Annotated in this window: 21 protein-coding genes and 1 tRNA gene; 20 read left to right on the forward strand and 2 right to left on the reverse strand. The window is 55.9% G+C overall.

The genetic code is table 11. The features are described from left to right. Positions 1-6 precede the first annotated feature (6 nt). Positions 7-687, forward strand: a complete 681-nt coding sequence (locus LAO76_00680) for a glycerophosphodiester phosphodiesterase (GenBank protein ID MBZ5489429.1) — start codon at positions 7-9, stop codon at positions 685-687. A 208-nt stretch (positions 688-895) separates the two neighbouring features. On the opposite strand, the gene aceA is transcribed toward LAO76_00680, so the two are convergent. Continuing rightward, positions 896-2,206, reverse strand: coding sequence for an isocitrate lyase (aceA, locus tag LAO76_00685; protein ID MBZ5489430.1), 1,311 nt, complete (start codon positions 2,204-2,206; stop codon positions 896-898). A 192-nt stretch (positions 2,207-2,398) separates the two neighbouring features. Here aceA and LAO76_00690 point away from each other — a divergent pair, with 192 nt between their 5' ends. The 9 genes from LAO76_00690 (at position 2,399) to LAO76_00730 (ending at position 11,770) form a co-directional block, all read left to right on the forward strand. Beyond that, complete coding sequence (locus LAO76_00690; GenBank protein MBZ5489431.1) at positions 2,399-4,006, forward strand: tetratricopeptide repeat protein; 1,608 nt, start codon at positions 2,399-2,401, stop codon at positions 4,004-4,006. Positions 4,007-4,015: 9 nt separating this feature from the next. Beyond that, on the forward strand, positions 4,016-4,945 hold the full coding sequence (locus tag LAO76_00695) for an ornithine cyclodeaminase family protein (protein ID MBZ5489432.1): 930 nt from the start codon (positions 4,016-4,018) through the stop codon (positions 4,943-4,945). After that, a complete protein-coding gene (locus LAO76_00700) occupies positions 4,942-6,099 on the forward strand; it encodes an FAD-dependent oxidoreductase (GenBank protein ID MBZ5489433.1) in 1,158 nt (385 codons plus the stop codon). The genes LAO76_00695 and LAO76_00700 overlap by 4 nt, the downstream gene beginning before the upstream one ends. Before the next feature lie 138 nt (positions 6,100-6,237). Beyond that, positions 6,238-6,313, forward strand: a tRNA-Phe gene (locus LAO76_00705). A 176-nt stretch (positions 6,314-6,489) separates the two neighbouring features. Then, on the forward strand, positions 6,490-7,710 hold the full coding sequence (locus LAO76_00710; GenBank protein ID MBZ5489434.1) for a site-specific integrase: 1,221 nt from the start codon (positions 6,490-6,492) through the stop codon (positions 7,708-7,710). 427 nt (positions 7,711-8,137) lie between these two features. Further along, positions 8,138-9,046 (forward strand): MoxR family ATPase, encoded by a 909-nt coding sequence (locus LAO76_00715; protein MBZ5489435.1) that lies wholly within the window; start codon positions 8,138-8,140, stop codon positions 9,044-9,046. Further along, positions 9,043-9,540, forward strand: a complete 498-nt coding sequence (locus LAO76_00720) for a lytic transglycosylase domain-containing protein (GenBank protein ID MBZ5489436.1) — start codon at positions 9,043-9,045, stop codon at positions 9,538-9,540. Before LAO76_00715 ends, LAO76_00720 begins: the two co-directional genes overlap by 4 nt. Continuing rightward, on the forward strand, positions 9,537-10,460 hold the full coding sequence (locus LAO76_00725; protein MBZ5489437.1) for a hypothetical protein: 924 nt from the start codon (positions 9,537-9,539) through the stop codon (positions 10,458-10,460). Before LAO76_00720 ends, LAO76_00725 begins: the two co-directional genes overlap by 4 nt. Continuing rightward, positions 10,457-11,770, forward strand: a complete 1,314-nt coding sequence (locus LAO76_00730; GenBank protein ID MBZ5489438.1) for a TrbI/VirB10 family protein — start codon at positions 10,457-10,459, stop codon at positions 11,768-11,770. The genes LAO76_00725 and LAO76_00730 overlap by 4 nt, the downstream gene beginning before the upstream one ends. A gap of 305 nt (positions 11,771-12,075) precedes the next feature. On the opposite strand, the gene LAO76_00735 is transcribed toward LAO76_00730, so the two are convergent. After that, positions 12,076-12,465, reverse strand: a complete 390-nt coding sequence (locus LAO76_00735) for a hypothetical protein (GenBank protein MBZ5489439.1) — start codon at positions 12,463-12,465, stop codon at positions 12,076-12,078. Positions 12,466-13,177: 712 nt separating this feature from the next. Between LAO76_00735 and LAO76_00740 the strand changes: the two genes are divergently transcribed. The 10 genes from LAO76_00740 to LAO76_00785 all read left to right on the forward strand — a co-directional run bounded on the left by LAO76_00740 (position 13,178) and on the right by LAO76_00785 (position 21,743). Further along, complete coding sequence (locus LAO76_00740) at positions 13,178-13,549, forward strand: hypothetical protein (GenBank protein ID MBZ5489440.1); 372 nt, start codon at positions 13,178-13,180, stop codon at positions 13,547-13,549. 32 nt (positions 13,550-13,581) lie between these two features. Next, positions 13,582-14,244 carry a hypothetical protein gene (locus LAO76_00745; protein ID MBZ5489441.1) on the forward strand — a complete coding sequence of 221 codons (663 nt, stop codon included), beginning with the start codon at positions 13,582-13,584 and terminating at the stop codon, positions 14,242-14,244. A 21-nt stretch (positions 14,245-14,265) separates the two neighbouring features. After that, positions 14,266-14,718 (forward strand): hypothetical protein, encoded by a 453-nt coding sequence (locus LAO76_00750; protein MBZ5489442.1) that lies wholly within the window; start codon positions 14,266-14,268, stop codon positions 14,716-14,718. Positions 14,719-14,723: 5 nt separating this feature from the next. Then, entirely contained in the window at positions 14,724-15,044 is a 321-nt protein-coding gene (locus LAO76_00755) for a hypothetical protein (protein MBZ5489443.1), read from the forward strand. 2 nt (positions 15,045-15,046) lie between these two features. Next, complete coding sequence (locus tag LAO76_00760; protein MBZ5489444.1) at positions 15,047-17,692, forward strand: hypothetical protein; 2,646 nt, start codon at positions 15,047-15,049, stop codon at positions 17,690-17,692. Next, a complete protein-coding gene (locus tag LAO76_00765; GenBank protein ID MBZ5489445.1) occupies positions 17,689-18,459 on the forward strand; it encodes a hypothetical protein in 771 nt (256 codons plus the stop codon). The genes LAO76_00760 and LAO76_00765 overlap by 4 nt, the downstream gene beginning before the upstream one ends. 10 nt (positions 18,460-18,469) lie before the next feature. Continuing rightward, positions 18,470-19,300 carry a hypothetical protein gene (locus LAO76_00770; protein MBZ5489446.1) on the forward strand — a complete coding sequence of 277 codons (831 nt, stop codon included), beginning with the start codon at positions 18,470-18,472 and terminating at the stop codon, positions 19,298-19,300. A gap of 2 nt (positions 19,301-19,302) precedes the next feature. Further along, complete coding sequence (locus LAO76_00775; GenBank protein ID MBZ5489447.1) at positions 19,303-20,550, forward strand: hypothetical protein; 1,248 nt, start codon at positions 19,303-19,305, stop codon at positions 20,548-20,550. 153 nt (positions 20,551-20,703) lie between these two features. Then, the gene (locus LAO76_00780) at positions 20,704-21,447 is read left to right on the forward strand and encodes a hypothetical protein (protein ID MBZ5489448.1); all 744 of its coding nucleotides are present in this window, start codon (positions 20,704-20,706) and stop codon (positions 21,445-21,447) included. 8 nt (positions 21,448-21,455) lie between these two features. Further along, positions 21,456-21,743, forward strand: coding sequence for a hypothetical protein (locus LAO76_00785; protein MBZ5489449.1), 288 nt, complete (start codon positions 21,456-21,458; stop codon positions 21,741-21,743). The last annotated feature ends 14 nt before the right edge of the window (positions 21,744-21,757 follow it).

Genomic DNA, 21,757 nt, shown 5'->3' on the forward strand with positions numbered 1-21,757 from the left:
ACAGCTTTGCCCGCCAAACTCTTACTGCTCGGACATCGCGGCGCCCGGCTTTACGCACCGGAAAACACCATACCCGCTTTCGACCTCTGCCTCAAGCATGGCGCAGATGGTTTTGAGTTCGATGTCCGCTGCACCCGCAACAAAGAGTCCATTATTTGCCATGATAGAAAATTCAACCGCATTGCGGTGCGCACGCGGACACTCGAACAGATCCATGCAAAATGCTCGGTCGATGGCAGGCCGCCGTGTCTTGAAGACGTTCTTGAACTCTACTCTCGCAAGGCCTTCCTGAATATTGAAGTGAAGGTGCGCGGCATGGAGCAGGTAGTGCTTGACGCGGTCAAGCGCTTTCCTCCGCAGCGTGGATACTTTATCTCCTCGTTCCTACCCAGCGTCGTGCGCAAGCTCCATGCGCTGGATCGTTCGCTGGTTCTGGGAGCGATTTCCAAGTCTTATTGGCACCTGCGGCGGTGGAAGGGGCTGCCCGTCAGCTATGTGGTGCCCCACTACACATTGCTCACCCCAAAGCTGGTAGACGAGCTGCACGCCGCCAGCAAAACCGTGGTCACCTGGACCGTCAATGATCCGCGAAAAATGTTGCAAGCCGCTGAGATGGGAGTGGACGGAATCATCTCAGACGATACCAAGTTGCTCGTAGAGACATTCATAAGAAAATCTGTGCGTTGATCTACAAACCGGCTCATCGTACGCATTAAATAAATGGCGGCGAGGCCGACTTGCGCGCCGAGCCGCTGCTTCAGGAGCCGAAGCAGAGTCGCGGTACAGAATGAGCTGGAGCGGTTTGGAGCGGAGCGACATAGAAAAGCAGCGACCATAAAAAAATACCTTCCTGCCGGGCCACGACAGGAAGGCCAAGTCACCTCAATGGATACAACTAAGCAGCAGGCTTAAGAGCAGGCGCAGCTGCAGGCTCAATGAATTGCTCCGTCTCCGTCGATCCCTCCATTGCCGTTGTGGACGACTGTCCACTGGCAATGGTTTGGGCAACTTCGTCAAAATATCCGGTGCCGACAAATCTCTGGTGCCGGACCGCCGTATAACCTTTATCCGCGCTCTTGAATTCTTTTTCCTGGAGCCGCGAATAGGCCGTCATGCCTTCACGCGCGTAGCCATGCGCAAGTTCAAACATGCTGTAATTCAAAGCGTGGAAGCCGGCCAGCGTAACGAACTGGAACTTGTATCCCATCGCGGCCAGCTCAGTCTGGAATTTGGCAATGGTGGCTTCGTCCAGCTTCTTCTTCCAGTGGAAAGAAGGCGAGCAGTTGTACGCCAGCAGCTTGCCGGGGAACTTTTCATGGATGGCTTCAGCAAATCGCCGCGCTTCTTCAATGTTCGGCTCTGATGTTTCACACCAGATCATGTCAGCATAGGGCGCGTAGATCAGGCCGCGGGCAATCGCCGCGTCAATCCCGCCCTTGAAGCCAAGGTACCCTTCAGGAGTGCGTTCGCCTGTCAGGAATTCCACGTCGCGCAGGTCGCTGTCTGAAGTGATCAATTTTGCGCCATTCGCGTCTGTGCGGGCGATCAGGATCGTCGGTACGCCCTGAATATCGGCCGCCAGCCGTGCTGCCACCAACTTCTGCACGAACTCCTGTGCGGGAACGAGCACCTTGCCGCCCATGTGTCCACATTTTTTTGCCGATGCCAACTGGTCTTCAAAATGGACCGCTGCCGCGCCTGCCTCGATCATCGACTTCATCAGTTCAAACGCGTTCAGGTTGCCGCCAAATCCCGCTTCCGCGTCGGCCACGATCGGCGCAAACCAGTACATTCCGTTCTTGCCTTCGGCATGATGCATTTGGTCAGCGCGCAGGAAAGCATTGTTAATCTCTTTCACCACGTTGGGAACGCTGTTGCAGGGATACAGGCTCTGGTCGGGATACATTTGCCCAGCCAGATTGGCGTCGCCTGCCACCTGCCAGCCGCTCAGGTAGATGGCTTTTAGCCCGGCAAGCACTTGCTGCACGGCCTGATTGCCGGTCATTGCGCCCAGCGCTTTTATGTAAGGTTCTGAGTGGAGCATGTCCCAGAGGCGCAGCGATCCCAGACATGCGAGCGTGTGTTCAATCTGCACGGTTCCGCGCAGCCGCACTACGTCTTTGGCCGAGTAAGGCCGTTCAATGCCCGTCCAGCGGGGATCTTGTATCCATCTTTCCTGTAAGCGTTGTTCTGGGGTCTGTCTCACGGTGAAGCCTCCGAATTGTCTGTCTATAATGGCGCGGCAGAAAAGAAAACTTTCTTTCCGCCGCACCCATTAGATGCGGGTGCAGCCCGGGTTGCAAACCAACTCGTCCGATTCGGACGACCTGGACAAAAAAGTGCTATCATTCTCAACACTGTGGCCACATCCCGGCTCAACAAAAAGCAGAATTCTGGCGTGCCCCGCCAGCTTCTCCAGGACTTGAAACACAACCTGGTGATGCGCCACGTATCCAGCGGTATTGAATTGCTGGACCGCCATGAGCACCTCTTTGCTGCTGTTGGCCCGGATATGCCGAATGCCGCCGCTTTTGTCGGCTGTCTTGCTCAGTGGGTTGATATCGGCTATGGCGAGCCTGCTTTGATTGAGCAAGTTCTTGCGCGGTTTCCGCGGGAAAAGCGCGCACATCTCTCCGTTAGCGACTATCTTCAACTTCGCATGGCGGAAGGACTGCTCGCGCTTCTGCGTGACAATCCTGATGATGCGTTGCGGCAGTTCGACCTGGTGCTTTCCATGCAGGACGAGATTGAAGACAAAGAAGTGGTGGCAATCGCCCACTTCTGGAATGCGCGCTGCCACCGCAAGAAGGGCGAGTATGATGAGGCGCTGAAGCGCGCCGGAGTCGGACGCGAACTGGCACAGGTGCTGGGTTTCCCTAATATGGCAGCCGTCATGCGCGTCCTGGAAAGCTGGCTGTTATTCCAGAAAGGGCAATTTCGCGAAGCTTCGCGCATTTTGGACCAGGCCGAAGCAGCGCTCCGCAACAGCGACGATCACATCACGCTGGGCAATATTTATTCCGCGCATGGCCGCATGGTGCGGCGCCAGGGACATTATCAGGAAGCGCTGAAATTCTTTTCCCGCGCCATTGAGCATTTCCAGAAAACAAATCCTCACCACAGGAATTTGGCTCGCACACTTACGAACATCGCATATGTGCAGAGACTGGTGGCGGTGCAGATGGGCAAGCAGATTGATGCGGAAAGAGAACGCCGCCAGGGCACAAAGACAGTCGCCAGCCGCGACCAGAAGCAGACTCTCTTGCGTCAACATCAGGAGCTACGCACCAAAGCTTTTGCCAATCTGGAGTTGGCAGAAGATATTTATCGCCACCACAATCATCATCATGGGATCGGCAGCGTGCTGGAAAATCGCGGGCTGCTCTATCTGGATGTGGGCGACCTTGATAATGCCAGCGCCCAGGCCGCGCAGGCATTTGAGCTGGGCAAGCAGGTCAATGATTCAATCCTGATGGCGCGCGCGCGGCTTTTGCAGTGCGAAGTGGAAAACGGGAAACTGGAAGAAGAGATTGAAGGCAGCACGCACACATGGGAGCATGCGCAGGCCGCCCGCGACTATGCCCGCGAAGCCGTGGAAGCCGCCAAGCACACGCAAAACCATCGTTTGCTGGCGCGCGCCTATATCTGGCGCGGCCTCACAGCTTGCCATCCTGCAATTCACGATACAGAGGACGCCAAGCGCTGCTGCGAACTCGCCAGCTCCTTTCTGAAAGCCGTGGATTATGACGATCTCTGGGAAGAACTTCAGATGCTCAAACAGAAAGTCATGCCTAAGGGCAGCATCGATCCATTGTTGCGTGCATGGTCACAGGGAATTACCGGCGAGGAAACTTTCCAGGAATTGACTGAGCAGTTTGCGGAGATCGTGATTCCCAAAGTCTGGGAAAAAGAAGATAGAAAAGTTGCGCGCGTAGCCAAAAGACTGTCGGTGTCGCCCAAGAAGGTACGCCGGATATTGGCGCGGGCAGGGAAGAGAAAAAAGTAGATTCCGCTCATGCGTCTCTATTCAGAAGAGCAAATCCGCAATGCAGTCAAAGTAAATGAAGTGATTGCAGCAATCCACGAAGCATTTGCCCGCGGCTTCGATACTGTCACCATGCCAGTACGGACTGTGCTGAATATGGATGACGCCGTTTTGCTGGTCATGCCTTGTTATGATTCCGCGCTGGGCGCGGCAGGAGTCAAACTTGTAAGCGTGAGCGCCAAAGCAGGCGTTCAGGCGGCTTATGAATTGCTTGATCCGCAGACTGGTATCGCCGTGGCGCGGATGGAGGCAAACTATCTTACTGACGTTCGAACCGCTGCGACCTCCGCAGTCGCCACTGATCTGTTGGCGCGGACGGATGTAGAGACGCTTGGTATCTTTGGCAGCGGGCGACTGGCAAGGGCACATCTGGCGGCGCTTCCACGAGTGCGGAAGTTCAAGCGCTTTCTGGTGTGCGGATCCGGAAGATCTGACGTCGCGGCATTCTGCTGCAAAATTAAAAATGAGTTGGGCCTGAATGTTGAGACGATCAATGCTGAAACGGTGGCGCGAGAATCCGACGTGATCTGCACCTGCACTACCGCGCATAAGCCGCTGTTTGACGGCAATTGGCTGCGTCCTGGCACACACCTGAACCTGGTAGGGGCGTTTCAGCCGGAGACTCGCGAGGTGGATGACATCACGGTGAAGCGCGCTCGGGTAGTAGTGGATACTTATGACGGTGCGCTGCAGGAAGCCGGCGACTTGCTGATACCAATCAAGAATGGAACCATCGACCGTTCACATATCATTGCCGATCTGCATGAGATTGCTTCAGGCAAGAAACCAGCGCGGACCAGCGCGGAGTCAATTACATTGTTTAAGAGCGTGGGATGCGCATTGGAAGACCTGGTAGCGGCGCAACTGATTTATCAGCGTACCGATCGAAAATTGTCGTGAATAACAAAACATACGATTTCGCAGTGGTCGGTGCGGGCGTTTTTGGCGCGTGGACGGCGCACTTTTTACGCCAGAGCGGCGCATCTGTCGCATTGCTGGATGCCCACGGACCAGCGAACAGCCGCGCGAGTTCCGGCGGTGAAACGCGGGTGATTCGCATGGGCTACGGCCCGGACGAGCTTTACACACGCTGGGCCATGCGATCATTGCCGCTGTGGCGTGAGTTTGCCGCTCGCACCGGACATGAAATTTTCCGCCGGACCGGAGTGCTCTGGCTGAGCAATGACGCCGACGCTTATTTGAAAAGTCTGTGCAGCGTGCTGGCGCAGGCGGGAGTCAAGCACGAAGAACTTGAGGCCGGAGAGATTGTGCGAAGGTGGCCTCAACTTCGTTTCCACGATGTGACCTGGGGTGTGCTGGAACCGGATAGCGGCCTTCTGCTTGCGCGCGATGCGGTGCAGACACTGGTGAAAGGACTGGCAGCAAACGGCATCGATTACATTCAATCTTCCGCCAAGGCGCCTTCAGGCGGAAGCGATCTGAAGACGATTCATACCAGCGCGGGCGAATCTATTTCTGCAGGAACGTTTATCTTCTGCTGTGGTCCGTGGCTGCCAAAATTTTTTCCTGAATTATTGTCGGAGCGGATATTTGTAACCAGGCAGGAAGTGTTCTTTCTTGGCGCTGCGGCAGGCAGTGCTGACTTCCGTCCGCCTAAAATGCCTGTATGGCTGCATCGCACACATGTTGGGCTACCTTACGCTCTGCCGGATATCGAGGGACGAGGATTCAAAATCGCTTTTGACCGTCACGGAGATCGTTTCGATCCCGATACCGATATGCGAGTAGTAGGGGAATCCTCTATAACCCAATTGCGAGAATATCTGCGGCAACACATCCCATCGCTGGAGCACGCGCCCGTGCTTGAGACGCGCGTGTGCCAGTATGAAAACACCTGGAACGGGGATTTCCTAATCGACCGTCATCCAGAAATGGAAAATGTATGGATCGCCGGCGGAGGTTCCGGGCATGGCTTCAAGCATGGTCCTGCGCTGGGCGAATATCTGAGTGCGCGAATCCTGCATGGAGCACTGGGCGAACCGCGCTTTTCACTGGCCGCAAAACAGACTGCGCAAAGTCGGTCCGTTTATTGAAGCTGATGCGGCCCGCTATCGGCTGCCGAGAGTCCGGTTTGAGTGAATTCAGCGGGGTTGTTATAATCGAAAACGTTCCGTACGCACAAAGTCTTCAGCCGTCCCACCGAAGATGCACGTATGTAACTCACCCGAAATGGCCAGGTAGCTCAGTTGGTAGAGCGCAGCCCTGAAAAGGCTGGCGTCGGCGGTTCGATTCCGTCCCTGGCCACCATTTTAACGGCTCTGAAATCAATAAGTTAGCGACAGGCTCTCGGCCGTGTACCTCCTATGTACCGCCGACCCATTTTTTCTACACCGAAAATTGCCCTTCCGCGAAGCCGATTTGCGCGAATTTTGCTTCGCCTCTACGCTCGGCGCTAATTCAGAAATTCTGAAGGAAGCGGCAAAATGCTCCACGTTTACACTCGCCATCTGGTCAACTGCGCACATTCGGGTGATGCTCACTGGCGGCGCTGTCACTGTCCCAAATGGATTCGCGGCGTTCTCCTCAACGGCACCAAGATCCGCCGTTCGACGCAGTCCGGCAACTGGGAGGCGGCAGAGAAACTGGCCCGTGAACTTGAGACCGAGATCGATCCGGAACGAGAAAAGATTGAAGCACGCCGCGAGTTCACGCTGCGCGAAGTCGTTGAAACATTTCTGGGCGACCAGAAGGCTCGTGGCTTGGGCAAAGAGACGCAGAAAAAATATCGCGGCTTCCTCGAACGCCAGTTTCTGGCCTGGGCCGATTCTCGAAGAATAAAATTTCTGGCCAAGGTCAACTCCGCGGAATTGACTAAGTTCCGTACCAGTTGGACCAACGGCGAGACCACCACCCATCGCAAGCATGAAATGCTGGCATCATTCTTCAGGTTTTGCCAGCGGAACGAACTCATCGGAAAAAATCCCATGGACGCACTGAAGAAGCCCAAGACCCCGGACGTGGTTCCCACAGACTATTTTCGTCGCGACGAGATCGAGAAGATCGTTGCAGCGACCATCAAGTACGAATTCGGCGGAGGGAATGATTGCCAGTTTCGTGGACTGCGACTGCGCGCGATGTCACTCTTAATGCGATGGGGCGGATTGTCAATCCTGGACGCAACTAAATTGGAGCGAGAGCACCTTTCCAAGGATGACCAGGGAGACGATCAGATATTCCTGTATCGCGCCAAAACCGGCGTTCCGGTGTCGGTCGTCATTCCACCTGATGTCGCTGATCTCTTGCGGTCTGTGCCCAACGACAATCCACGCTACTTCTTCTGGTCCGGCAATGGCGATCCCAGGAGCGCGAGAAAAGCCTTTCAGCGTTCGTTCTGGAAATTGTTCAGGCTCGCCAACATTCGCCGGGAGGATGGATCGCCAAAACGGTGCCATCCCCACATGTTCCGGGACACCTTTGCCGTGGAACTCCTGCTGGCCGGCAACCCGATCGATCAGGTATCGCTGCTGATGGGGCATTCGTCCGTGAAAATCACTGAGCGGCACTACGCTCCATTCTGCAAGGCACGCCAGCAACAACTCACGGCTGCGGTGAAGCGGAGCTGGCGAATACGCGAGCCCCGAGCAGGATCCACTAAGCAATCGGAAGCAGGTCCGATGAGCCCGCCCACGACGCTGATCCAGTAGCGTAGGGTCTTCCCCTTGCTCAGGCGGACTTTGATAGCCGCTGGTGGACTCTGCGTGCGACACTCTCAGGAATCCTCAGAGTCACGTAAGCGCGCTTGTGGCGCACATCGTTGTCTCCGATCCTTACGATGTCAGGCTCGTCCTCGAACAGCCTTCTTATCGTCTGTTTGCTCAAGTTCCACAGAGCTGCCAACTCGTTCACCGAATAGTGTTTTTCTTCGCAAGGGTTCTCTTCTTTCGATTCTGCCCGGATGAAACTGCCATTTGGCTGGATTGCTCTCAACATGCCTGCAAGTTACCCCAGGTGCGTTTTTCGGTCAAAAATCGGTGCGATTCATAATTCGAGGAGGAAATTTGACCGAGTTTCGGTTCGGCCTTAAGGTTCGGTCTCCAGAACCTCCTGGTGAGGAAAGGCAGGAAAAGCACGGTGTTTTCATCTTCCAAAGATGCCCTGAGTGCATTGGCCGCGGCTGGCTATCTCACGGACGAGATAACCGCCACGGTCGTATTCCTGGCGGGCAGACTGAACAAGCCTGTCCTCCTTGAGGGACCTCCGGGTAGTGGCAAGACCGAATTAGCCTATTCGGTCGCGAAGGCGGCCAATACCGAAGTTGAACGGTTGCAATGCTTTGAGGGGATCAACGAAGAAAAGGCTATCGGTAAGTTTGACGAGGCATTGCAACGGTTGGCGGTGGAGCTGCGCTCGAAGTCTGGCCCAGTGGAATGGGAGCCGCTCAAGCAGGATCTCCACAGCCTGAAGTTTTTCAGCGCCGGGCCATTACTGCGATCTCTGCAATATCCCAAGCGGTGCGTCTTGCTGATTGATGAGCTGGACAAAGTATCCCAAGCGTTCGAGGCAATGTTGCTGGAACTGCTCTCGGTGTGGCGGTTGAGCATCCCGAAGTTAGGGTTGGTAAAGGCGGAGACAATCCCATTTGTTGTCCTAACCTCCAACGAGGAAAGAAGGATCGGAGATCCACTGCGGCGCCGGAGCTTTTATTTGCGGATTGAACACCCCACGCCACAAAGAGAAGCCAGGATTCTTCAGTTGCGAACGCCAAGCCAGAGCGCTGAGTTTCATCGCGGAATGGCGGGACTCGCGAAGGCATTGCGCGGTTGGAGCCTGGAAAAGCCACCATCCATTTCAGAAATGCTTGATTTGTCACAGGCACTGGAAGTACTTGGAGAAGCCCGGATCACTCCCGAAATGAGAGACATTTTGTTGCCACTGCTGGCAAAGACAGAAGCCGATCGGAAAAAACTACTGCTGCGGGATGGTTGGGCCAGCCTGGTCTACGATGCTCAGCAGTACAGCGCAGAGGCGATTGAGCAATGAGGTGGAGCACATTATTACTGTGTCTGATTGCTTCGCACTTCCCCTGCGCAGGACAAACCGCGGAGCAAAGACGCGAAGCGGAATACTACGTTGCCGTCTACGCCCAGCATTACAACGTGCCAGTGGAATTCGTTCGCGCTGTGGTTGAGCAGGAGTCGGGATGGAAGAGATGCCCAGTATCGTCGAAAGGAGCAGCGGGCCTAATGCAGCTCATGCCGGGTACCGCCGCACGCCTGAATGTGCGGAATTGCTGCGACATCAACCAAAACGTCTCTGGCGGAGTGCGGTATCTGGCTTGGTTGATGGACAAGTTTCATGGAGATCTGCGGTTGGTCGCAGCCGCATATTACGCCGGCGAAAACATTGTCGAGCGGCGCGGCCTCGGATATTCCAACCAGGATGTGCTGTCGTATGTGGCCAGCGTGCGCGAGCGCTTTGTCCGACAGAAGTTTGGGAGCGCAAATATTCCACGCGCTCCAGGGAGAACACGATGAGAGTGCATTTGATTTTTATTATTTATCTAACCACGGGAATTGGCATGGGACAAACGCAGGAAGATCAAATCATTCCTACGGTTACTAGTGCGCGCGTTGAAGACGGCGCGGTAACTGTCCTGCACCTTGCGCCCGGCTACACCACCTCGGTCAGACTTCCTGAAGAAATCAGCTCCGTTGTCATTGGCAATCCAGCAGGCTTCAAGGCCGAGCATTCCGAAGCTGAACCACGACTGGTCTTCTTCAAACCGACGACCAGCCAACCGAGTGAAAGCAACGCCCTGATTACGACAAAATCCGGGCAGGAGATCAGCCTGCATCTGGTAAGCGCCGGCAAGGACGCCGCGAAGTCGCGAGTGGATTTCCTGGTCGAATATCGGCCAGCGCAGAGCGTGCTGATCAGTCCTGACGAGCAAAGCTTTCTCATTGCCGATACACATCCGGTCTCATCAGTAACTCCGGTCGATCCCCCTGCTCAATCGGACAAACCGGATTCGGTTGCGAAGCAACTTGAGACACAAAAAAGCCTTTCTTCTCCGGCGTGGCAAGGCAAGGAGGTGCGTGCGGCTTTGGGCGACTCCCTAGAAACCAACCATCAGACGATTCTGAGTTTCTCAATTCTGAACGACTCGAAACGAGTGATCGAATTGCTTCCGCCGCAGCTTGAATTGACTGGCACAGCACACGGAAAAGGAGGCAAGCGGATCAAAGGCGATCCGGTTGCAGTCTCCGATTATCGGATGACCGCCAGAAGGTTGCAGCCGGGGCAGCGGGCCGATGGAGTGGTCGTGTTTGAGCGTCCGGCGTTCAAGGAGTCATCCGAAAAACTACAGCTGAAGTTGGCGGAGGCGGAGCAGGTGGATCGTCCCATCCTGCTGCCCGTTTCATTTACAGCCAATAGTCAGGGAGGTGGGCAATGAAGACGAGCGATCAAAACGGATTCGGTAGTTCGCAGGTTTTGGAAGAAGTGCCGCAGCAACTCTCTACGAGTACTCCGCCTCCGAGCTTGAACGGGAAGGAGCCCTTCATACCGGCAAAGGAGAAGCCAAGATCGGTTTTAAAGGAAAATGGCCGGCTCGTCTTCATAGGAGCGGGTATTGTACTCGTGCTTTTGCTTCTGGCGTTTAATGGCATTTCGCGCCACTCCATACCAGCACAGAAGAACTCTTCGACCGCCAAGCAGCAACAGCCAACAAAACCAGACAATTCTGTCCCGGCTACGAGCATGACACCGATACTTGATACAGGGCGCTCGCCAGCACAGGAGACAGATGGCAGCCTGGTAAACCCGGACCAGATCGGACGCACAGCGCTCAAGCAGCAGAAACCAAGCGCAGCAACGCTCGCCGACGTGAAGCCTTTTGATGGCAATCAGTGGCAGCCCGCGCCATATCAGCCAGGAACACAATCAGCCACGACCAGTAGCGACGTTCCTCCTTCGAGTGATGCTACCCAAACGCGGAGCGAACATGATGCACTAGACAAAACATCCCTGGTCTTCGTGAGAAACAGTGCTTCCCCTCCAGGAAATCAGAAACCGCCAGATGTCACTCCTGCCATTGATTGGGGCATTGGTTTGCCACCGGGTACCAGGCTGCGGGCCAGACTCGAATCCGCGGTAAATACGGCAGTTCGAACTCCTGTTGTGGCCGTTATCGAATACAACTACGAGCAAAATGGGGAAATTATCATTCCAGCGGGCGCGAAAGCCTTCGGGCACCTGGAATCTGCCGACCATTCTGGCTACATCGGCATCCGCTTTGAGTCCTTACTTATGCCAGATGGATCCTCGGTATCGCTCGAAGCAGCTGCTACGGATCTTCAGTTGCGGCCACTGCGAGGAAAAGTTGGGGGCAAGCACACTGGCAAAAACGTGCTCGTACGCTCGTTTGCAGGTGTGGGAGAGATCGCGGCGACCCTAGTTGGGCGAGGCAGTCTTAATCAATCGTTGAGCGAAGGCGACCTTTTACGTGAAAGAGTTGCGAATAACATTGGGCAAGCGTCCGATCAAACTGTCGCAAACCTGGCCCTGACGGAGCGAATTGTGGTCTCGGTTCCTGCGGACACGGAGATTTACGTCATCTTGCAGAAGGCGGCAAAAGAAAATAGTCAAACCTCACGTGTCCAATTGCCATCACAAGCGGCAACTCAGCCCAGCATCGAGGAATTGCGGCAACTGATGCAGCTTCAACAGGAATTAAACCAGGGAATGACCAAACCACCGGAATGAGGCCAGAGTCATTGGGTAAAAACCCAAACATTGTGCCGATGACTTATTGTTGTAATAGAGGGTGCCTAGCTTGGCAGCCGAAGGGTCCGAACGGGCTGGTATGCGCCCGGCCAACTGGAACTAGATTGCTTCCGTGTTGGCAACCGTACGCACGGAGCTCATCTCGACATCGGCGCAAGCTCTGAAGGTCGTCCTAATCGACCACCCGGTCCCCGCCGACTTGGCATTAGCCTAGCTATGGCGAAGACCGATGGTGTATGAAGTCGCTGGATCAATCAGCGTATCTGTGGTGGCTTCTTGCAACACTATTTATTGCAACTCTCGTTGACCATCTTGACATCGGTCACGGTCATGTGACCGTGCTCCTTGGCGTTTTTGTCCATGCCGTGCTCTTTGGCTTCTTCCTTGGCGTCTTCTTTCACGCCGTGCATGGCGGCATTGGAGACCACGCCGGTCACTGTCACCGTATGGCCCACATGCGGCGCCAGATCAACCCCGTCGCTCTTGACCTCCCAGGTAGCTCCTTCGCCGGTGACCAAATTGAATTCTTTCGCGTCATCGGATTTCTGCAAGCAGCCGGTGAGCGCCCGCGTTTTCTGATGGGTGGGTTTCTTGGTTTCCTGCGCCTTTGCTAATCCGGCAATGCCGGCAAAGACAAACAACGTAAGGACAGCCATTGTGAGTTTAACTTTCATTCTTGCCTCCAGAGGGATCGACGTGAGAATCTGCACGGCAGGTTATTCACAGACGATGCCATAGACCGCTCGTCGACCGCTGTGTCTTTAGATGCAGGAGCTTAGCCTCGCGGCAGCCCCCAAGCTCTCGTAGAGGCGCATTCCAGACCGCGACCAGACTGTCGCCTGCTCACGATTTCTTGTTCCAAACCCTCCGCTTGTCGGCTCTTTGTGATCCCCATGCCTTTCTACTAATAAAGGGTGTATCGCAGCATCTCGCCCAATTTCACAATGTGCCGATCCAATTCCGGTCAGATCACCGCGTCCACGGAAGTAATGAGCTCTTAACGGCGTGGTGTAATCGAGTCCCTGGGTAAAAATCCGAACATCGTGCCAATGACTTGCTGTGGGTTTTGGAGGGCGAGAGGGTGTTGGTACGCCGTCGAGGACGCACGTTCCGCGGAAATGGCCTGCAGCGTCATTGGATAAAAACCCAAACATTGTGCCAACGACTTACCGTTGAGTCAGAGTGCACAAGGCAGGAGGGCCAACACTCCTAAACGTTGTCCTTTTCAGTGCGTCATCCCAGTCTTTCGATTTGGCCTCTTCACAAACGACGTCGACGCCCGCCCAGGAACCGCAGCTCCGTCCTCCTTAAATTTGCGCGAGTTCCAAACCAGCCCTATGTTCTCTTTGCGAACGAGATGAACTGACGTTCGCTGGAGAGGGCGGTATGCAGTTTCTGAAGTCCAAAGAGTTTCCGCAGCGAATTGCGCCACTGTTTCTTTTACTAATAATTCTCCTTCAACTATCCCCAGTGCTCTTGCAGGCCCAGAACCTTGGCGGCGCACCCGCGACCAACAAGGCTGTGCAGGGACAGACAGCGGCCCAACCCGAGGGCGCGTTCTTGAATATTGTGAACTGGGTCGGGAATGTGATTTGTCCGGTCGGTGCTGCGCTCTGTGTGGTCATGGCGATCATCAATTACACGCATGGGCGCGGTGTAGCCCGTTGGGCCATCGCTGCTGTCGGCTTGTTGATGGTCTCGGGGCTGACACGGCTGCTCGAATTTTGGATTCAGCAGGGCCAGGCGGGAGTCCAGTAGCGCCACGAAGGATGGTGTCTTGGGGATGAGTCATGACGGTACCTCAGTTATTGGTCGACTTGCTGCAACTGCTGTTTGACATGGCAATGCCGGCGGCAATGTGCACGCTAGTGCTGGCTGGGCTGGCATTGCGCCAGGAAAGCGGTGTCAATTTCGAGGTCGGCGGCCGGTTCCAGAGATGGATGTTGTGGTCCGTGATTCTCCTGACTCTGCCGCAATTTCTGTCGTGGTTTGCAGCGCAAGGGATCAACGTACCGCCTCAGAGTGCCGGAATCAGTGGCCCTTGGCTACGCGGAATGGAGACGAGCTTCATGAGCTTCATCTCCGATGTGGTTGTCGGCAAGCTCGTTCCTGTGTTGGCAGCTTTCTTCGTTCTCAAAGCTGCCCTTGATGCCTCGCAAGGAGCGAGTCCGCTCGGTTCGGTGGTAGCGGCGATCTTTCTGCTCAGCATTTCTGGGACAGCAAAACTCATGCAGGGTTTCAACAGCGGAGGCACACTGGCCACCGTTGATATGTTGGCCTCTCTTTGGAACTACCTCGCTGGAACGATCCTGCCGGAAGCCGCAGGCCTGGCGGTCGTTGGCGCTGTCATTAACTATTCACGCAAAAAACCATTCATGCCGCTGGTGTTCTCAGCATTGGCATTTTTAAGCGTCACTGGGCTGTGGAAGCTTGTCCAGGCGATGGTCGGGTGAAGCGGAGATCGGAGGTGATCCATGTTTGAAAACGGACTGCTGAACATGACCAACTGGGCCGGCAATGTGATCATGCCGACTCTCGCGGGATTGTTCTTTGCCGCGGCGATCTACCGCTTCAGCAAGGCGCACCCCTACTCGCACTTGTCATGGGCCGGCTTCGCCGCGCTGATGTGCTCAGGACTGCTAAGGGCGCTTGAGGCATTCGCGCAGCAAGCAGGCCCAAACGATCCAGACCGCTACTGGATCTCGATTCTGACGCTCGTCAATTGGGTTGGCAACGTAATGCTGCCGCTATATGGAGTTATCCAGGTCGTGATGATGGTACTGCATTCAGCGGGCGTGCTCGAGCGCATGACCATCGGCGAAGCCTGGGTCAGGAATTTCGTCGCGGCCATGATGTGCTTCGGACTATCGGGACTGCTACGGCTGGCGGAATTTTGGATTCAGAACGGCACGGCGGGAGTGAGGTAACAGCCATGGCTTTAGATGTGACACCGGTGAATCGCAACCTGCACACACGCGTGACCTTCATGGCACTTGAATTTGAAGATCTGTTTGTTGTTCTGGGACTGGCCGCAGTGATGAATGTCATCAGCCGCTTTGTCGGCGGTCAGATGAGCGCCTATCTGCAGTATGGGGTGCCCCTGGCGGTCGTTCCGCTGCTGATGGTCTTCAAGTACGGCAAACCGCGCGGCTACCTGAGAGATCTGCTGAATTGGTACACGAAGCCAAGGGCGTATTGCGCGGTAGCCCGCGACCGGCAAATGCAACGCAGCTACATGAAAGAGGAGCAGTAGCGATGCCCGTGACATCACCACTAACCCGGGAACAGCACGAAAAGCGGCTTGATGATCCGGCGCTGTGCGAACAGCTGTCCATCCGTGATTACTTGGACAACGTACTCGTGCGCACCAACGGGGCGCTGGTTGCGGGCTACGAATTGCGTGGAATCACTTCCTATTTCGCGAGCGACGAGGAACGGGACCGCGCCAAGGTCATGCTCGGCGCTCTGCTCAAGTCCATTCCTGAGCAGAGCATGAGAGTCCAGGTTCGCTATGAGATGGTCGAAGATGTGGGTAACCTGTTTGAGGTTTACACGGCGCAGGACCGTTTTGGAAGCGAAATTGGGCGGACGCTCGATGCTGTGAGGCTCGAGGCCTGGCAGCAAAAGGCTGAAGCCGGCCACTATCTCCGGCCCGTGCTTCACCTATACCTCATCTGGGACCCGGCGATACACCACCGCGTCACAGGCAAGGCGACCAGACGCAGCACAAGTTGGAGCCTTTCTGCCAAGGCCTCAATTGAGCGGAGCCGGCGCGAGCACGAGGAACTCTTGGCGGAGTTTGAAAGTCTGCTGGTTGGCATCGAGACGACGATGCAGGCGGCAGAATTGGGGCCACGCAGACTCAATGAACAGGAGTTATTCCTTGAAGCCAGGCGTGCGCTGAATCCGCTTGATTCCGACACACGGCCCTACACTCCAGCCGAGGGCCATCTTGAATACCGCAGTGCCCGCCAGCAGTTAGCCAATGCCAGCATCGTCGATGAAACCGACACGTATCTCAACATAAACGGAATTCTGTATTCGTTCGTAAGCCTCAAGGAACTGCCGGATGCGACGTTTCCCGGAATCCTGCGGGAGCTGGTCGCGCTTGATTTTCCGATTGTTGTGAATGCGCAGCTAACGATTCCAGATCAGACCAAGGTCCTAAAGGGCTACAAAACGCGACTCAGGAAGATGCAGGCCGCCCAGCGGGACACACATGGCGGATTCCGCGTCAATGTCGAAGCACAGGTTGCGGAGTCCCAGCTCTTCAAAGTGCAGCAGGAGATCATTGCCAGCTCGATCAAGACAGTAAAGCTGAGTCTGGTGATTGCCACCAGGACATCAAAGCCGGCCATCACGCGCGGCGAGTTCGAGGAGGCCGAGCGGCTCATCAGCAACCGGCGCCAGCAGCTTCTCTATTCGGTTGCCCGAATGAACGGCGCTAAAGCGATTACCGAGACTTTGGCGAAAAGGCGGCTGTTCTTTAGTTCGCTGCCTGGCATGGCGGATGCCGACAAACGCGAACAGGATATGTTGACGACGAATGCAGCCGACCTGCTCCCAGTGGAAGCCCCATGGCAGGGCACCCCACGGTCGCCACTGTTCCTGCTCGAAACGCCATATCGGCAGCTCATTCCATTCTCGCCATTTGATCCCGCTCTGAGCGATGCAAACGTTCTGATCATGGCCAAGAGCGGCGGCGGGAAAACCTTCATGGTGCAGCAACTGCTTTCCATGGCCTCTCGCGCCAATCCTCTGGTATCGATCATCGAACGTGGCGACTCTTACAGGCCGCTGGTGGAATTGATGGGCGGTCGCATGATCACGATGTCGCTCGACGCCGACCAGACGATCAATCCATGGGACCTGCCACAGGGTGAGCGGCAGCCAAGCAAGGACCAGGTTGCGTTTCTTAAGAACCTGACGCGCCACATGCTGGGAGAGAACCCAGCGGAGGATACAGAGCTTCTCGACAATTTGATCACCGAAGCAATTTTGCGAACTTACAAGCGTGCGGCGATCCGGCCATCCAATCCGATTCCAACGTTCACGGATTTGCGCGATGAACTCGCGCAGTGGCGCGACGAAGAGAAAAACCAGCGCGTGATGGATGAGGCCCATCTGGCGGCGATCAAGCTGCGCAGCTGGACAGGAGAGAAAGGGATTTACTCCCGCCTGTTCGACCACGCGACCACAATCTCCCTCGACAACCCCTGGCTGTTCTTCAATGTTGAGCAACTCGCCGACGATCCGCGCCTTGAGACCGCTATGAGTCTGTTAATTGCTCATTCCACCGCGCAGAGGGCTTCCGGCAAGACCGGGCAGCCGAGCATCACGGTGCTCGATGAGTGCTGGTTTTTGCTCGATTCGCCTGTGCTGGCGCCTGAAGTAGTCCAGCTGTTCAGAACGGCCCGGAAGCGTAATGCGAGCGTGTGGGGCATCAGCCAGACAGCGGAGGACTTTGTTGGCTCGGAAGCCAAGCCAAGAGTACATGGCGCCGGAATCGTCAAGAATTCGAGCACGAAGATCGTGGGCCAGCAACCGGGTGACATGACCGCCTTGAGGGACCACCTGCACCTGAACGAGACCGCACTTCACCAGATCAAGCACTTCAGCGCTCCCCGAAAAGGTCGCAGTGCCGATGCTTTGATTGTGATCGGCGAGAAAGCTGATACCACGCACACCATTCGCATGGTGCCTACGCCGCTCGACTATTGGATTACGACCACCTACGCGCGAGAACGACTGTACCGGGCCTGGTGGATTTCACAACACAAGAATATGCCGCTCATCGAAGCTTATCGCCAGCTTGCCAGGAAATTTCCGTTCGGTCTGGCGGATGTCGAACCGCTCCCAGAGGAGCAATCGATGGAAGTGGCAAAGGGAGCACACAAATGACGAATCGATTCTTTAAAAAGAGGGCACTTGCGCTCGGCGTGATCCTCCTGCTGGCCTTGATGCCTGTGGCAGCCAAAGCCGGCGTTGCCGACATCATCTTGCTACTGACCACGATCACAAGCACCTTGCAGAATGGCGTCGGCCAGGTCCTAAGCGGGATTCAGTCGATCAATACCACGGTCAGGAACTTCGAGCAGCAAGTGGTGTGGCCGGTCACGCTCATCAATCAGACTCGGGCTGAGGTGTCGCAGGTGCGCTCTCAATTCACCAGCCTAGCCGGGCAAATTCAGAGCATTCCGACCAACAGCGCGAGCCTGGTGAACCCGAAACAATTGGAAACCCTGCTGCGCAGCCAACAATCTGGCAATCTCGGTCAAATCAGCGGGTCCTATACACAGGTCTATCAGGCGCTGCCACAGGCGAACCAGGCGACGGCGACACAGAGAAACCTGATGGATGTCGATGACGCGCTCGCGCTTGGCGCGCTTAAGACTACGACCATCTCCGACCAGGCCAGCCAGCGAATGTTGAATGTGGCCGATGGGCTTGAGCAACAGGCTGCGTTATCCGCGCCTGGAAGCGCGTCAATTTTGACCGCTCAAGCCCAGGCCGCCAATCTTCAAAGCCAGGCGATGCTGCAGCGCATGCTTGCGGCTGAATTGCGCCAAGAAGCTGCTCGCCTGGCCCATACAAATGCGTTGCGGAAACAGAGCGCAGACGCAAACCGGACTCTGCGCAACAACTTGCTGCAGATCTTGAGCAGGTAGAGGTGAACTTATGAAGATGCAAACAGTCAAAGCATTTACCAAACGAGTTTGGCCGGCGATGAAGTGGAAACTGATCTTCACCTCTGCGCTGGCGGTTGTTCTAGCCCTGGTTCCGCTCGGAGCCAGAGGACAGCTTGGGCTTGATCCGTGCTGCGCCATTATCACTGCCGGCCTCAATACGATATCGAGTCTCCTGACGAATGTTGTTGCCAAACCGCTGTCGCAGATCCAGCAGATCCAACAGCAGGCGGCAAATTTTCAGCAGCAGGTGATTTACCCCACTACGGCAATCAACAATGCCCGCGGACTCGCCTCGCAACTCCAAGGCCAGCTGCGCCAGATCAATCAGCTGTATCGGCTGCCCATCAACAGCGCCACTCTGCCAACGCCGCAACAATTTGAGCAAGCCCTGCTGTCGCACAACCCTCAAGCCCTGGGACAGGTAAGCCAAAACTATGCTGCCGTATACGGCACGGTTATGGCGCCGTCGGATGCGCCACAGCCGGTTCGCGATCTCGTCGATATGAGCGATGCCGAAGCGCAGGCGGCGCTCAAGAAGGCCGTGGAGTTGGATGCCTTGGCAGATGTTGAACTGGCAGCGGCCGATCAGATCAACCAGCAAATCCAGAATGCGGCTCCAGGAAGCGCACCGATCCTTGAAGCCCAGGCCTCTGCATGGCTGGTCCGCGCAAATGCTTATACGCAATCGGCGATGGCCGAACTGATACGCGTGCGCTCGATTGATCTCGCCAACTCCGGGGCACAACTGAAATTCAGCGCTACGGATGTGAACAACCTGCGCAATAACACCGGTCAAGTCTTAGGGCGGGGAGCGCAGTAATCATGTTCTATTTCCAGCAATTGCTCCAGCAAGGGCTGAACGGGATCGATCGGACGGCGATGATACCGACCGTGGTCGGCATCGGGTACACGATCTTGTTAATCGGATTCCTGATCGGACTCTATCAGGCTGCCATGCGGGGCGGCGATGTGCAGTCGTTGGCGATCACCGGGATCAAGTATCTGGTCATCGCCATCATTCTTGCTAACTGGTCCACCGTTTTTCGCGAGGTCAACGACTCGTTCAATCAGGTGGCGCAATTCATTGATAACAGTTCTGGCGCCGGCGATATGTTCCTGAGCTGGTTCGATCAGCTGAAACAACAGTTCGCGAACAACGGCGTAAACTCCATCCTGCCGTCGATAACAGCGAGCTTTGCGGCCATCACGACGGCCCTGATGGTCCTGCTGGCCTACATCATTTACGCAATGATGGTGGTGATCTTCGCTTTCTTCTATGTGCTCTACGGGTGCGTCCTTTATGTGCTGGGGCCTTTGGTGTTGGCTCTTCTCCCAATGGCCGGAGTTGGTCAACTGGCTAAGAGTTATGCGACGAACCTGATGATCTGGAACGCCTGGGGCATTCTTTACGCAATCTTCGGTTCCCTTATCACAGCCATCCAATTTAATCGTGTCGACGAGGTGATGAACCAGGGTTTCCTGCAGGGATTCTTCCGGGGATCATCCGACGCCACCGTTCTGGGCATGGTCAGCATTTTCTATGCGCTGGCTCTTGGCCTGATTCCATTTATTGCGAAGAAGTTGATTTCCGGGGATGTTGGAGCGACAGCAGGTTCGCTGGTAAAAGCTGCAGCGACAGCGGCCGGCGCGCTGATCTCGGCGGGCGCTGGCTTCTCAGCCGGCGTTGGAGCGGCATCAGAAGCTGCACCAGCGATGGCCTCTGCGGGCACCGGCGCATCGGCGGGCGCAGGGACCAGCGCCGCGGCATCCTCTTCTGCACCGCCTCCGCAACCGAGCCTTGCGCAGACGATTCGCGCGGGCGTCATGAGTGCGGTGCAAGGGACCGCACCAACAGCTCCGTCGTCAAATGGGGACGGGAGCGCACAGCAAGCCGCAGCGGCTAGTTCAGGCGCTTCCAGTGGAGGCAGCTCGCCACGCAGGTCCCAGTCTTCCAGCGGATTTCGGCCAGTGGGCGTCACTCAGACAGTGGCGTTCCATGCCGGAAGAATCGCCGGCGGGATCGTGAGCGGCAACGGCAAGAAAGGCGATGGGGCTCAAGAGAATGCGTGAGCTGGAAAGGAAGGTTAGCAATGCTGCCATGGTATCGCGGTCCGATTTACGAGCCCAAGGACAGCCGCTTTCGTCCGTGGAATATCAGCACGCTGATTGCATTTTTCATCGGCAGATTGTTCGGCCGTCTGTTTCGAAGCAGGAGAAAAGGTCATGTGGTTAAAGAAGACAGATCCTAAAGAGAAGGAGCAAGCGCCGGAAAAACTTCGCTACAGCCGGTACTACGAACACGACGGCGCATTGCGTGCGTATGCCAACCGCGCGATGGTGTTGGCGTTCATTTGCGTGCCGACAACCCTATTGGCCGTTGCCATGGCCGCGTATGTCCGTCTACAGCCGCCTACTGTAATTCGGGTCGATTCGAGTGGCTCCGCAAGCGTCCTCAGTGACAGGCCGGGAGTTGCAAGGCCAGTGCTGTTGTCTCAGGGCGTAAACGCGGAACCCAACGACTTTGAGAAGAACGCTTATGTGCGGCTTTTCCTGGACCGCTACTTAAGCTTCTCGCCCGACAGCGTGAACCGAAACTGGGCTGACGGTCTGAATATGATGACCACCAACTTACGGCGGGCCACCCTGGCCACAATTGAAAAGAACAATGTGGTCGGAAAGATTCAGGACGAGCAGATTACATCGGTTTTTCACCTGCGATCCCTGGAACCGGCAAAGGATGACCCCCTGAGCTTCACGGTCTTTGGCGTGAAAGAAGTTCATCGCGTCCGCGACCACCAGGAAACCACCGACAAGCTCGTCGGCGAAATTCATATTCGGCTGATTACCGAGCGGCGCTCAGAGGCAAACCCCAGTGGCTTGCTTATCGCTGAATACGGGGAGCGGCTGATCGAGGGAGAGCGCAAGGACGCGATCGTCCGCGACACGTCCCTTAGCAGTTCGAATTGAGGACCATCATGGACGGAACAAAAACCACAAATGACGGCGCGGCCGGAACTCCTGAAAGGAACGGCCGCCGCAGGCGCTGGGAGATGACCAGTGAGAACGTTCGCTATTTCCTTCCCAAAGCGGGAAATTCGGGGGAGAAGCCGGAACTGGGGCAGGAGATGGCGAGCGAAGGCGAAGCGTTAGTGCAGGCATTTAAATCCGGCCAGGTGTTCTACACGCTGGTCGCATGGAAGGCGGTGCCGGAGATTAACGGAAACGAACCGAAAATTGTGAAACAGGTTTTGTCCCGAAGCTGAAAAGCGGAAGGACT

Source organism: Terriglobia bacterium (genome assembly GCA_020072645.1).
Taxonomy (GTDB): domain Bacteria; phylum Acidobacteriota; class Terriglobia; order Terriglobales; family Acidobacteriaceae; genus Angelobacter.

Excerpts from the sequence above, each read along its gene's own strand:
- LAO76_00695 (MBZ5489432.1), top strand. The coding sequence starts at position 4,016 with ATGCGTCTCTATTCAGAAGAGCAAATCCGCAATGCAGTCAAAGTAAAT.
- LAO76_00710 (MBZ5489434.1), top strand. The coding sequence starts at position 6,490 with ATGCTCCACGTTTACACTCGCCATCTGGTCAACTGCGCACATTCGGGT.
- LAO76_00720 (MBZ5489436.1), top strand. The coding sequence starts at position 9,043 with ATGAGGTGGAGCACATTATTACTGTGTCTGATTGCTTCGCACTTCCCC.
- LAO76_00725 (MBZ5489437.1), top strand. The coding sequence starts at position 9,537 with ATGAGAGTGCATTTGATTTTTATTATTTATCTAACCACGGGAATTGGC.
- LAO76_00730 (MBZ5489438.1), top strand. The coding sequence starts at position 10,457 with ATGAAGACGAGCGATCAAAACGGATTCGGTAGTTCGCAGGTTTTGGAA.
- LAO76_00735 (MBZ5489439.1), bottom strand. The coding sequence starts at position 12,465 with ATGAAAGTTAAACTCACAATGGCTGTCCTTACGTTGTTTGTCTTTGCC.
- LAO76_00740 (MBZ5489440.1), top strand. The coding sequence starts at position 13,178 with ATGCAGTTTCTGAAGTCCAAAGAGTTTCCGCAGCGAATTGCGCCACTG.
- LAO76_00745 (MBZ5489441.1), top strand. The coding sequence starts at position 13,582 with ATGACGGTACCTCAGTTATTGGTCGACTTGCTGCAACTGCTGTTTGAC.
- LAO76_00750 (MBZ5489442.1), top strand. The coding sequence starts at position 14,266 with ATGTTTGAAAACGGACTGCTGAACATGACCAACTGGGCCGGCAATGTG.
- LAO76_00755 (MBZ5489443.1), top strand. The coding sequence starts at position 14,724 with ATGGCTTTAGATGTGACACCGGTGAATCGCAACCTGCACACACGCGTG.
- LAO76_00760 (MBZ5489444.1), top strand. The coding sequence starts at position 15,047 with ATGCCCGTGACATCACCACTAACCCGGGAACAGCACGAAAAGCGGCTT.
- LAO76_00765 (MBZ5489445.1), top strand. The coding sequence starts at position 17,689 with ATGACGAATCGATTCTTTAAAAAGAGGGCACTTGCGCTCGGCGTGATC.
- LAO76_00770 (MBZ5489446.1), top strand. The coding sequence starts at position 18,470 with ATGAAGATGCAAACAGTCAAAGCATTTACCAAACGAGTTTGGCCGGCG.
- LAO76_00775 (MBZ5489447.1), top strand. The coding sequence starts at position 19,303 with ATGTTCTATTTCCAGCAATTGCTCCAGCAAGGGCTGAACGGGATCGAT.
- LAO76_00780 (MBZ5489448.1), top strand. The coding sequence starts at position 20,704 with ATGTGGTTAAAGAAGACAGATCCTAAAGAGAAGGAGCAAGCGCCGGAA.
- LAO76_00785 (MBZ5489449.1), top strand. The coding sequence starts at position 21,456 with ATGGACGGAACAAAAACCACAAATGACGGCGCGGCCGGAACTCCTGAA.